We start from the raw sequence: 11823 nt of genomic DNA, 5'->3' as shown, positions 1-11823 counted from the left end.
CCGTGGGGCGCGTCGCCTGGCTCGATTCAGCGCGAGTAGTGCTCGACGACCATCTGGACGTCGCAGATCACGGGGACTTCGGCGCGCTTGGGGCGGCGGACCAGTGTGAAGCGCAGCTTCTCCAGGTCCACGTCGAGGTAATCGGGGACCTGCGGGAGGACGTCGCGGTGCGCGCCCTGGGCCGCGACGTGGAACTGGGGGGACGCCTGGGAGCGCGGCTTGACCTGGACGACCTGGCCGGGCCTGACCCGGTAGGAGGGGCGGTCGACGATCTTCCCGTCGACGAGCAGATGGCGGTGCACGACGACCTGGCGGGCCTGGGCGATCGTGCGGGCGAATCCGGCGCGCAGCGCCAGGGCGTCCAGGCGCATCTCCAGGAGTTCGACGAGGTTCTCGCCCGACAGGCCCTCCGCTCGGCGGGCCTCCTCCCACACGCGCTTCATCTGGGCCTCGCGGATGCCGTACTGGGCGCGAAGGCGCTGCTTCTCCTTCAGGCGGACGGAGTAGTCCGAGTCCTTGACGCGCCCGCGGCCGTGCTCGCCCGGGCGGTAGGAACGGCGCTGCATGTACTTCTCAGCCTTCGGGCTGAGGGCGATGCCCAGTGCGCGCGACTGGCGCACGAGCTTGCGGGAGCGATTGCCCGACATATGCTTCTCCTGTCGATGTCTCATGCGCGGCCCGCGGGCCGCGGGGCCACCGTCTGGCTAAGGCCCCAGGTTTCTCTAATGCCGCCCGGATGGGCAACCCTGAGAGTTTATCAGGTATCGCCGTCGAGTATCTCCCGGATCCTCGCCAGGCGCTGCGTGATCTGCGACTCGAAGCCCCTCGTCGTCGGCTCGTAGTACCTGGCGCCCTCCAACCCCTCGGGCATGAACTCCATGGGCGCCACGCCCGCCTCGTAGTCGTGGGCGTACCTGTAGCCGGCGCCGTGCCCCAGGTCCGCGGCTGAGGCGTAGTGGCTGTCGCGGAGCGCCTCCGGCACCGGTCCCGCCTTGCCCGCCCGGACGTCCGCCAGAGCCGCGTCGATCGCCGTGTAGGAGCGGTTGGACTTGGGGGCCGTGGCCAGGTGGACGACGGCCTCGGCGAGAATGATCCGCGCCTCGGGCATGCCGACGAGGGCCACCGCCTGGGCGGCGGCGGTGGCGGTCTGGAGGGCCGACGGGTCGGCCATGCCGACGTCCTCGGCGGCGCTGATCATCATGCGGCGCGCGACGAAGCGCGGATCCTCCCCCGCCTCGAGCATCCGGGCGAGGTAGTGGACGGCGGCGTCCACGTCGGAGCCGCGGATCGACTTGATGAAGGCCGAGACGACGTCGTAGTGCTGGTCGCCCGACCGGTCGTACCTCACGGCCGCCGTGTCGGCCGCCTGGGTGACGTCCGCCAGGCCGATGCGCGAGCTCCCCCGCGACTTCGCCCCCTCGGCCGCCGCCTCCAGCAGGGTGAGGGATCGCCTGCCGTCGCGCCCGGCGATGCGCACGAGGTTGTCGAGGGCGTCGTCGTCGACGGCGAGGCTCCCGCCGAAACCGCGCTCGTCTTCGAGCGCCCGGGCGACGAGGGTGCGGATATCGCCGTCCGTGAGCCCTCTGAGCGTGACGAGGAGGGAGCGCGACAGAAGCGGCGAGACGACCGAAAAGGACGGATTCTCGGTGGTGGCGGCCACGAGCGTGACCCAGCCGTTCTCCACCGCGGGCAGGAGGGCGTCCTGCTGGGCGCGGTTGAAGCGGTGCACCTCGTCGATGAAGAGGACGGTCTCCCTCCCGTTCGCGGCCAGGCGCTGGCGCGCCGCGGAGATGACGGCCCGCAGGTCCTTCACCCCCGCCGAGACGGCCGAGACCTCCTCGAAGTGCCGGCCGCCGGCCCTGGCGATGAGGTAGGCGAACGTGGTCTTGCCGGTGCCCGGAGGCCCCCACAGGAACACCGACGACGGCGCCCCGCCCTGCGCCTCGACGAGGCGGCGCAGCGGCGAGCCCTCGGCGAGCAGGTGATCCTGGCCCACGACCTCGTCGAGAGTCCGCGGGCGCATCCTGGCTGCCAGGGGGCCGCCCGCCCCGTCGGGGATCCCGGAGTCGTCCGTTCCCACCGCGTCGAAAAGGTCCATGGCGCCATGCTATCGGCAGGGTCCGGCGCTATCGAGCGGACTGCCGGCGGCGTCCCGCCCGGCGAACCTATACTTCACACTATGAGAAACGTTCACGACCCCCTCCCCTTCGAACGGGTCGTCGTCGTGCGGGGCATCAACTCCAGACCCGGCGACCACTGGTTCCCCTGGCTGATGCGAGCCGTTCCGGCCGTCGAGATGGTGGACCTGCCCGACCCCGCCTGGCCGGACGCCGCCGCATGGATTTCGGCCGCGGCCGAGACGATCGGCTCGCTCTCCCCGAGAACGGCCGTCGTCACGCACAGCCTCGGCGGCATCACGGGGCTGCGGGTCGTCCAGCTCCTGGCCGAGCGCTGGGCGGGATCGCCGGCCGAGGCGCCTTCGCTGGGCGCCTTCGTGGCGGTGGCGCCGTTCGCCTCGACCCTCCCCGACACCGGCGAGGACCACCTGGACCGGTTCATCGCCTCGGGCCTGGGCGGATTCCTCTCGGGAATGGCCGTTCCGAACCCCCGCGTCTTCGGGAAGGCGACCGTGATCCACTCCGACGACGATCGGCTCGTGCCTCCCGCTAAGTCCGAGGAGTTCGCGGCCGCGATCGGCGCCCGGACCGTCGTGGTCCCCGGCGCCGGGCACTTCCTGGCATCGGACGGCGTAACCGACCTGCCCGAGGTGGTCGACGCGCTGCGAGCGGCCGGGGCGGAGAAACGGCCCTGACGGCCTGACTGCGGGAGACGGCCGCGATCGGCGGCGACCTGCCCGACCCTTCGAAAGGCCTCCTCATGACCCTCGTGTACTCGCCGGATCGCCCGGTCTCGCAGAGCGATCTCCTCGCCCTCTACGGCTCGGTCGGGTGGTCGAGCTACACTCGGGACCCCGCCGGGCTGCACCGCGCCGTCGCCGGCTCCCTGTGGCGGATGGGGGCGTGGGACGGGCCGGAGCTCGTCGGCCTCGTCCGCGCCGTCGGCGACGACGCCTCGATCGCCTACGTACAGGACGTCCTCGTCCGCCCGGACCGCCAGCGCCGAGGCATAGGCGCCCGCCTCCTCGCCGCGGCGCTGGAGCGCTTCGCGCACGTGCGCCAGCTGGTCCTCATCGCCGACGACGAGGAGAAGACGGCGTCCTTCTACCGAAGCGCGGGACTGACGGATCTGGCGGACGAAGGGTGCCGCGCCTTCGTCCGCTTCCCGCCCGCCGGCGGCGCGGCCTGCGCGCCATGACTCCCCGGGCGCACTGCACGAGTTCAAGCGGACAATGGCAGGGCGACTCCCCGGGGACGCAGGCGGCGGCTGTCGATCAGGATCGCCTGACATCTGCCGGCGGCGACACCGAGCGGGCCCCGGGTCGGCCGGCCCGGCTTCGGCCACCTCGCGGCCCGGGCCTGGAGGCGGCGCCGGTCAGTCGCCCAGGGCGGCTATGGCCTCGGCGCTGGCGGTGGCGGCCTCGTCGATCCAATCGGGGATGTCGCCTCCCACGTAGGGGCGCACCAGGCCGTAGGGGCACATGTGGGTGGCGGTCACGAGCAGGGCCGTGCGGCGTTCGTCGACCTGGCCGTAGCGGCGGCGCACCAGGTCGCTGCGGACGGCGTTGATCTCGTCGTTGAGGGTGGCGACCTCCTCGCGGTAGGACTCCGGGGCCACCGGAAGGAGGGCCGTCTGCCGGAAGAGGGTCATCCCCAAGGCGTCCAGGGGATGGTCGCGGCAGAATCTGGGGATGTGGCCGGCCGCCACGAGGACGGCCTTCCGGGCGTCCGGTGTGCGGCAGGCCTCCATGAAGCCCGCCTGGAAGCGCCGGACGGAACGCAGCCACAGGCCGACGAACAGCTCGGTGCGGGATGAGAAACGGTGGTAGATCGATCCCGTCGGGGCACCTGCGATGTGCCCGACCTCAGAGACGGACGCGTCGCGGCCGTGCTCCAGGATGGCTTTCGCGGCGGCGTCCAGAAGATCGTCTGTGCGGAATTTTGCAGGCCTGGCCATGGCAAACCAGTGTAATATACTCACGGCATGAATTTTAGAATAAAGGATCTATTTAACTTCGCCTCGTCTCCCGGCCCGACCGGGCGGGCGCCGCAGCGCTGGGCGAAGGCAGCCTGCTGGACGGCCTTTCTCAGCCCGCTTCCCTCCGCCTGCTGGCGCATCGCCATGCTCGCCGGCGCCGACACCGGATTCGCCGAGGCCGCCCTCTACCGTTCGAACGCGTCGGGGATCGCCTACGTTCTCTGCCTCGACGCTTTGCAGATCTCAGCCGCGGCGCTCTGCCTGGGGCTGTGCTACGGCTGGGGCGAGAAAGTCCCGCAGTGGGTGCCGCGACTGGGCGGGAAGACCATTCATCGCCGCCTCGCAGTGACCGTCGGCGGCGCAGGGGCATTCGCCCTTTTCATCGTCGTCGGCGAGATCGCCGTGCAGATCATCGGCGTGAGCGCGGGGGCATGGGACGGCTGGACGCCGATGGCGGGCATGAACGCGGGCCAGCGCGCGGCCCTGATCGCCGCCTACACCCCGGCGGCTCTATGGCCGTTCGCTTTGACCGTCGGGCTCGTCGGCTACTGGCGTCGGCGCGCGCCCGGGTGATCGCGGCTCGGCCCTCCCCCGCGCCCGCGGGCCAGCCGGGTCGTGGCTTCCTTGGCGTCCGAGTCGTACAGGCCCTCCCCCGCGGGTCAGCCGATTCAATACAAGCCGCCTGGCGTCGACGTGGCGCGAGCCTGCGCGCCTGCGAGCCGACTTGTGCGGGGAGCCGGGCCCCGCCCCGCCTGACGAGCGCCGCCGACGCCCCGGCGTCGAAGGGACACCAGACGGCTCGCCCCCGGCTACTGCGCCGCCCCGGTCTTTCCGGCCTCGGCGTCCCTGGGCTTGGCGTCCACTCCCGCCTCCTTGCGCTGCTGCGCGGTGATCGGCGCGGGCGCGTCCGTGAGCGGATCCCAGCCGGCGCCGATCTTCGGGAAGGCGATGACGTCCCGAATCGAGGGGGCGTCGGTGAGAAGCGAGACGATGCGGTCCCAGCCGAAGGCGATTCCGCCGTGGGGCGGGGCGCCGAACTTGAAGGCGTCCAGCAGGAAGCCGAATTTGACCTGCGCCTCCTCGGCCGAGAGCCCCATGACCTTGAACACCCGCTCCTGGACGTCGCGCCTGTGGATGCGGATCGACCCTCCGCCGATCTCGTTTCCGTTGCACACGATGTCGTAGGCGTAGGCCAGTGCGTTTTCCGGGTCGACGTCGAAGGTGTCGAGGCATTCGGGCTTGGGCGAGGTGAAGGCGTGGTGCACGGCCGTCCACGCCGAATGCCCGAGTGCGACGTCGCCCTCCGCTGCCGCGACCCCCGAGGGCTTGAACAGCGGCGCGTCCACCACCCACGTGAACGCCCACGCCTTCGGGTCGATGAGGCCGCAGCGCTTGCCGATCTCCAGGCGCGCCGCACCGAGCAGCTCGCGAGAAGCGGTCGCCTCCCCGGCGGCGAAGAACACGCAGTCGCCGGGCTCGGCCCCGACCTTTTCGGCCAGCCCGGCGCGCTCGGATTCGGAGATGTTCTTCGCGACCGGGCCGCCCAGCGTGCCGTCGTCGGCGATCGTCACGTAGGCGAGGCCCTTCGCGCCGCGGGCCTTCGCCCACTCCTGCCACTTGTCGAAGGTTCGGCGCGGCTGCGAGGCCCCGCCGGGCATGACCACCGCCCCCACGTACGGACTCTGGAAGACACGGAAGGGCGTGCCCTCGAAGTATTCGGTGAGGTCGACGAGCTCGCATCCGAAGCGCAGGTCGGGCTTGTCGGATCCGTAGCGTTCCATCGCGTCGGCGTACGTCATGCGCGGGATCGGGGTCGCCAGATCGTATCCGACGAGGGCCCACACTTCTCGCAGAACGCCCTCGGCCACGGCGATGACGTCGTCCTGGTCGACGAAGGACATCTCGACGTCGAGCTGGGTGAACTCGGGTTGGCGGTCGGCGCGGAAGTCTTCGTCTCGATAGCAGCGGGCGATCTGATAGTAGCGCTCCATCCCCGCCACCATGAGCAGCTGTTTGAACAGCTGAGGCGACTGCGGCAGCGCGTACCACGAGCCGGGGTTGAGCCGGGCGGGGACGAGGAAATCGCGCGCGCCCTCCGGCGTGGAGCGGGTCAGGGTCGGGGTCTCGACTTCGACGAAGCCTTCGGCGTCCAGGACCCGCCGCGCGGCCTGGTTGACCTTGGCGCGCAGCCGCATGGCGCGCTGCATCGGGGCCCGGCGCAGGTCGAGGTAGCGGTAGGCCAGGCGGGCCTCCTCCCCCACCTGCCCGGAGTCCTCGGCGTGCTCGGAGACCTGGAAGGGAAGGGGCGCGCTCGGGTTGACGACGGCGACGTCCTCGGCCTCCACTTCGACCTCCCCCGTGGCCAGGGACGGGTTGGCGTTGCCCTCCGGGCGCTCGCGCACGACGCCCCTCACCTGGACGCAGTACTCGTTCCTGAGCTCGTGGGCGACCTCCTCGCGGATCGTCGCCTGGGCGATGCCCGAGGCGTCCCGGACGTCGATGAAGGCGATTCCGCCGTGGTCGCGACGGCGATCGACCCACCCCGCGAGGGTGACGGTCGAGCCGATGTCCTCGGGCCGGAGCGAACCGGCCATGCGCGTGCGAAGCACGTATACCTCTTTTCGATCTGGACCGCTAGACGGGCGGTCGTCCGGCCCCGCCAGACGAGCGGCGGCCATCCGAACATGCTAGCCCCGCCGAGGGGCGCCGCCCGGCCCGACGCCCGCAAACGCCGCGATCGTCACACTCCGCGTGCGAGGGACGCCGGACTCTGGAAAAATTCCCTCGTCGCGATTGGAGGGTGCGAACATGGACGAGCCGGCGAGCGAGCCGATCCGCGGGAGGCGGGCGCGCGCGGAGCGGATGAGCCAGGAAGGCCCGGCGGGCGCGGGTCGGAACGGGGCGGCCCCGAATCGCCCGGAGGACCCGGCGGGCGCTGCCGGCGGCGTCGCGGGCGGGACGGCGGGCACGGGGCCGTCGTACGTGGACCGCGCCACGGAACGCTTCCTCCTGGTCATCTCCGTCAGCGTGATCACGGCCGTGGCCTTCGAGGCCGTCGCGGTGGGAACCGCCATGCCCACCGTCGCCTCGCGGCTGCACGGGCTCAACCTGTACGCGGTGGCGATGGGCATCCCGTTAGCCGCGCAGCTCGTCACGACCGCCTTCGCGGGCCTGTGGTGCGACGCGAAGTCGCCCCAGAGCTGCCTCCACCTGGGCATCGGCGTGCTGTCGGCGGGGCTCGTCGTCTGCACCGCCGCGCCGAACATGCCGGTCTTCGTGGTGGGGCGGGCCGTTCAGGGCCTGGGCGCGGGCATGTGCGTCGTCCCCCTGTACGCGATGGTCGGCTCGAGCGTGAGGACCGAGCGCCAGTCCCCGATCTTCGCTTCGCTGTCGGCGGCTTGGATCGTGCCGTCCCTCGTCGGGCCGGGGATCGCGGGCTTCCTGGTGGAGCACGCCTCATGGCGGCTAGTCTTCGGAGCCGTCCCGGCGCTCCTGGCGGCCGCCTTCCCGGTCGTGGTCGCAGGCACGCGGCGGATCCCGCGGACCCACGGCCCCCGGCCGCTCACGGGGACGGGGCGCATCCTCTTGCCGGCGGCCGGCGCGGGAGCGGCCGTGGCGACCCTGCAGATCCTCTCGGGCGCGGATTCGGGCGGCTTGACCGCGTGGGTCTACGCAGCGGCGGGGGCGGCCGCCGCGGCGACCTTCGCGTGCGTGCGCCCGCTGCTGCCGCCGGGGACCTTCGCGCTGCGGCGAGGCCTGGCCTCCACGGTGCTCGTGCGCGGCCTGGTCTCGGGCGTCTTCATCGGGATCGAGGCCTTCCTGCCCCTCCTCCTCAAAGAGGTCCACGGATGGTCGCCGACTCCGGCGGGGCTCATCCTCACGGTCGGCTCGGTGACGTGGGCCCTCGGGTCGTGGATCCACGGACGCGTCGTCTCGCCGCGGCTGACCCGGCGCCTGCCGGCCATCGCCGTCGCATGTCAGTTCGCGGGCGTCGCGCTGGTCGCCCCCGGCTCGTTCGCGGCCGTCCCAGCGGGGTTCGTGGTCGTGGGCTGGACGCTCGCCGGCCTAGGGATCGGGCTCGTCTTCCCGGCCATGTCCGTGCTGGCGCTGGCCATGACGCCGCGGGACCGCCACGGCGCCACGTCCTCTGCCATCCAGCTCGCCGACACCCTCGGCGCCGCATTCTGCGTGGCCGTCGCCGGCCTCGTCTACGCCGCGATCCTGCCCTCCCGGCAGGCGGCCTTCGCCGTGGCGATCGGCGCGCTCGCCCTCATCCTGGTCGCGGCCCTCGTCGCCGTGCGGCGAATCCGCCCGCTCCCGGGATCCGCGGAGGAAGCGGAGCTGGCCTCGCGCGGCCAGGGCTCCGGGGACGATCGGTAGGAAGCGGTCGACGGCTTCCTCGTCGAGCGCCTTCCTGCAGAACGGCGGGAAGGCGGGGCGGCCCGGGCGGGCTCGTGCGCAGCGGCCGCGCGAACGCCCGGTCGGGTCAGCGCTTCGCGGAGGCGGCGGGGCCCGTCTCCCACCACGGGTGGTGTGAGACGTCACGGACGGTTCGCGTCCCGTTCCGCAGGCGGACAACTAGACTTTGCGAGGCGCGCGGGCGCCCCAGCTGATCGCCTGGAGGACATGGGCGAACGCGTAGTGTTGTCAGGTTCCTCGGCGCGTGCTGGCTCGACACAGGTGGATCAATGACCGAACGCACCACGCCCTCTCACGACCTCGCCGCACAAGAGCGAGGGCGCGACGTCAACGCGAGCGACCGGGACTTCGCCGACCTCGGCCTGCCCGAGGACCTCCTCGCTGCCGTCACCGACCTCGGCTTCGCCTCCCCCACGGCCGTCCAGGCCTCGGCCATCCCGCTGCTGCTCAAAGGGCGCGACGTCGTCGGCGTGGCGCAGACGGGCACGGGCAAGACGGCGGCCTTCGCCCTCCCGCTCCTGGCGCACATCGACGCGGACGACCCCCGGGTCCAGGCCCTCGTCCTGACCCCCACGCGCGAGCTGGCCATGCAGGGGGCAGAGGCCGTCGAGTCCTTCGCCTCCCGGTCGCGGGGCCTGGACGTCGTGGCCGTCTACGGGGGCTCCCCCTACGGCCCGCAGCTGCGCGCGCTCGAGCATGGCGCCCAGGTCGTGGTGGGGACGCCGGGCCGCATCATGGACCTCATGGACCGCGGCGCCCTGCTCCTGGACGCCGTGCGGTACTTTGTCCTCGACGAGGCCGACGAGATGCTGCGCATGGGCTTCGCCGACGACGTCGAGACCATCGCCTCCGATCTGCCCGCCGAGCGGATCTCCGCCCTCTTCTCGGCGACCATGCCCCCGGCTATCCGCCGGGTGGCCGAGCGCCACCTCCGCGACCCCGAGGAGGTGACGATATCGCGGCCCGCGACGACGGTCTCCACGGTCCGCCAGACGTTCGCCGTCGTCCCCGAGCGGAACAAGGTCAGCGCCCTGGCGCGCGTGCTGGCGGTCACCGAGGCCGACGCCGCCCTCGTGTTCGTGCGCACGCGCTCGACGGCCGAGGATCTGGCCGTCGAACTGGGGGCGCGCGGCGTGGCGAGCGCCGCGCTGTCGGGGGACGTCGTCCAGAAGGAGCGGGAGAAGCTCGTGGCGCGGCTGCGCGAGGGCACGCTGGACGTCCTGGTGGCCACCGACGTCGCCGCGCGGGGGCTGGACGTGGAGAGGATCGGCATCGTCGTCAACTTCGACGTGCCGCGCGAGACCGACACCTACGTCCACCGCGTGGGCCGCACGGGTCGGGCCGGCCGCTCGGGCGAGGCTCTGACCTTCGTGACGCCCAAGGAGCGTCCGCGGCTGCGTAGGATCGAGAGGCAGACGGGCTCGCGCATGGAGCAAGTCGAGCTGCCCACCCTGGCCGAGGTCTCCAAGCTTCGCGCCGAGCGCACGATCGACCGGGCGATCGCCCGGCACGCCAAGGGGCGCCTGTCCGTCTACCGGGACGTCCTGCGCTCCTTCGAGGCCGCCCAGGCCGAGGCCGCCGAGCCGCTGCCGCAAGACGAGCTCCTCGTCTCCCTCCTGGCCCTGGCCGTGCGCGACCCGGGGCCCGTCGCGGGCGAGGAGCCCGAGAGGCTGACCGTCGACGTCTCCCCCGAACGGGGCGAGGGCCGCCGGCAGCGGGACCGCGGGCCGCACCAGCGCAGGCCCCTGGACAACGCCGTCCGGTACCGCGTGGAGGTCGGCCACAGGGACAGGGTCAAGCCGGGCGCGATCGTGGGCGCCCTGACCCACGAGGGCGGGCTGCGGGGTTCGGATCTGGGGCACATCGACATCTATCCCACGTTCTCCCTCGTGGAGATCGGGGTCCCCCTGACCGCCGAGGCGCGCGAGCGCATCTTCGCGGCGCGCGTGTCGGGACGCGCCCTGCGCATCACGGAGGATCGCGGCCCCGGCGGGCGGGCCGACGGAGAGGGCCGCTCCCATCGGCGGAAGAACACGCACTTCAAAGACGACGCCCGCAGCAACGGCCGGGACGCCCACCGCTTCGATCGCGAGGGCAGGCGCGAGGGCCGGCATCCGCGGTCCGAAGGCCGCCCTCGGCGGTGAGCCGGATGGCAGGCCGTTCCCCGCGCGCTCGCCCGTCCGACCGGGCCGACGGGCCGCCGGATGCGGCACTCGAAGTGGCCGTCCGAGTCGCCCGGCTGGTCGGGCGGGGCGGCCGGGCGGTCCTCGTGGGCGTCGACGGGCGGTCGGGGTCGGGCAAGACAAGTCTCGCCTCCGAGGTCGCCGCCGTCCTGGAGGGCCGGGGCGTCGCCGTGGCCCTCGCCGAAGTCGAGGCCTTCGTCCCCGGCTGGGACGGGCTGGCCGACGGCGTGCAGCGCGTGGCCGAGCGGCTCCTCGCCCCGGTCCGGGACCGGGGATGGGCCGAGCTGGCCCCGTGGGACTGGCATGCGGGCCGGTGGTCGCCGCCCGCGAGGATCCCCGCGCGGGGCTGCGCGGACGTCCTCCTCCTGGTCGGCTGCGGGTCGACGAGCGCTCCCTGCGCGCCCCTCCTCGACGTGTCGGTGTGGCTCGACCTCGACGAGGGCGAACGGCGGCGGCGCGTGACCCGCCGCGAGGGCGACCCGGGAGCCTGGTGGCGTGCGTGGGCGCGCCAAGAGGACCTGCTCCTGGCCGAACGCGACTCGGCGCGCCTGGCGGACGTGCGCATTGCGCCGACGGCTCGGCGGACGGCATCGGCCTCGGCCTCCGCGGCCGACGAAAAGGCGCCGGTCGGCCATCCCGTGACCGGCGCGCAAAGCGATCGGCCTCCGCGGCTCTCGGCTGACGGATAGGCGGCGAAACCGTCTCGACCCCGCTGCCGGCCGGCTCTCCGGCTGCCCAGGCCGGCTAAGCCCGCGGGCCGATGCGCCGGTGCGAACGGCGGCGCCGGGGCGTGCGACAGGCGCACCGTCGGCTGGCCGGCGCGAACGGGGTGCGGGCGCGACGGCGCGCAATCCGGCGGTCCGGTATGCGAACAGTGCCTCGCGGGCCGGTATCGGTCTATAGTCTGACATCATGGAGCAGCGGGGCAGTTCTCTCAAGCATGATCAGCTGAACGTGCTGGACACGTGGTACATGGTCGAGCAGTTCAGCCCGCCGCCGATCCCCTCGCCGACCCGGCAGCGCATCCCCCCGGGTGCCCCGCCGCAGGAGGCGGACGGCGACGGGCGCCCCGGAGCCGGGGCGCCCGTCCATCAGGTGATCGACTGGCGGGCGGGCGAGGACCTGC

General features: G+C 72.8%; 11 protein-coding genes. 7 read left to right on the top strand and 4 right to left on the bottom strand.

All coding sequences use genetic code 11. The features are described 5' to 3' along the window. Positions 1-26: 26 nt before the first annotated feature. Together rpsD and HMPREF0043_RS03460 are read right to left on the bottom strand one after the other, a co-directional pair. Positions 27-647, bottom strand: coding sequence for a 30S ribosomal protein S4 (gene rpsD / locus HMPREF0043_RS03465; RefSeq protein ID WP_021601483.1), 621 nt, complete (start codon positions 645-647; stop codon positions 27-29). 110 nt (positions 648-757) lie between these two features. After that, positions 758-2098 carry a replication-associated recombination protein A gene (locus HMPREF0043_RS03460; RefSeq protein WP_021601482.1) on the bottom strand — a complete coding sequence of 447 codons (1341 nt, stop codon included), beginning with the start codon at positions 2096-2098 and terminating at the stop codon, positions 758-760. 81 nt (positions 2099-2179) lie between these two features. Between HMPREF0043_RS03460 and HMPREF0043_RS03455 the strand changes: the two genes are divergently transcribed. Beyond that, positions 2180-2812: an RBBP9/YdeN family alpha/beta hydrolase gene (locus HMPREF0043_RS03455; protein WP_021601481.1), complete on the top strand. Its 633-nt coding sequence runs from the start codon at positions 2180-2182 to the stop codon at positions 2810-2812. Positions 2813-2877: 65 nt separating this feature from the next. Further along, positions 2878-3315 carry a GNAT family N-acetyltransferase gene (locus HMPREF0043_RS03450; protein WP_021601480.1) on the top strand — a complete coding sequence of 146 codons (438 nt, stop codon included), beginning with the start codon at positions 2878-2880 and terminating at the stop codon, positions 3313-3315. Positions 3316-3492: 177 nt separating this feature from the next. Here HMPREF0043_RS03450 and HMPREF0043_RS03445 read toward each other — a convergent pair whose 3' ends face one another. After that, positions 3493-4074: a TetR/AcrR family transcriptional regulator gene (locus HMPREF0043_RS03445; protein ID WP_021601479.1), complete on the bottom strand. Its 582-nt coding sequence runs from the start codon at positions 4072-4074 to the stop codon at positions 3493-3495. Positions 4075-4101: 27 nt separating this feature from the next. Here HMPREF0043_RS03445 and HMPREF0043_RS03440 point away from each other — a divergent pair, with 27 nt between their 5' ends. Further along, complete coding sequence (locus HMPREF0043_RS03440; protein WP_051317417.1) at positions 4102-4668, top strand: hypothetical protein; 567 nt, start codon at positions 4102-4104, stop codon at positions 4666-4668. Between the two features lie 236 nt (positions 4669-4904). Here the strand turns inward: HMPREF0043_RS03440 and aspS are convergent, their stop codons facing one another. Further along, on the bottom strand, positions 4905-6704 hold the full coding sequence (gene aspS, locus HMPREF0043_RS03435; RefSeq protein ID WP_040317774.1) for an aspartate--tRNA ligase: 1800 nt from the start codon (positions 6702-6704) through the stop codon (positions 4905-4907). Positions 6705-6903: 199 nt separating this feature from the next. Between aspS and HMPREF0043_RS03430 the strand changes: the two genes are divergently transcribed. From HMPREF0043_RS03430 to HMPREF0043_RS11430, 4 genes are all read left to right on the top strand, one after another. Next, positions 6904-8475, top strand: coding sequence for an MFS transporter (locus HMPREF0043_RS03430; protein ID WP_021601475.1), 1572 nt, complete (start codon positions 6904-6906; stop codon positions 8473-8475). A 308-nt stretch (positions 8476-8783) separates the two neighbouring features. Further along, a complete protein-coding gene (locus HMPREF0043_RS03425; protein WP_021601473.1) occupies positions 8784-10658 on the top strand; it encodes a DEAD/DEAH box helicase in 1875 nt (624 codons plus the stop codon). A gap of 5 nt (positions 10659-10663) precedes the next feature. Continuing rightward, positions 10664-11386: a hypothetical protein gene (locus tag HMPREF0043_RS10130; protein ID WP_021601472.1), complete on the top strand. Its 723-nt coding sequence runs from the start codon at positions 10664-10666 to the stop codon at positions 11384-11386. Positions 11387-11609: 223 nt separating this feature from the next. Then, positions 11610-11823 (top strand): hypothetical protein (locus HMPREF0043_RS11430; protein WP_021601471.1); only part of this gene is annotated, 214 nt, incomplete at its 3' end.

Origin of the sequence: Actinobaculum sp. oral taxon 183 str. F0552 (genome assembly GCF_000466165.1) — a bacterium.
Taxonomy (GTDB): domain Bacteria; phylum Actinomycetota; class Actinomycetes; order Actinomycetales; family Actinomycetaceae; genus Peptidiphaga.
Note: the sequence above shows the minus strand (reverse complement) of the source record. Positions and strands in the feature narration are given on the sequence as shown.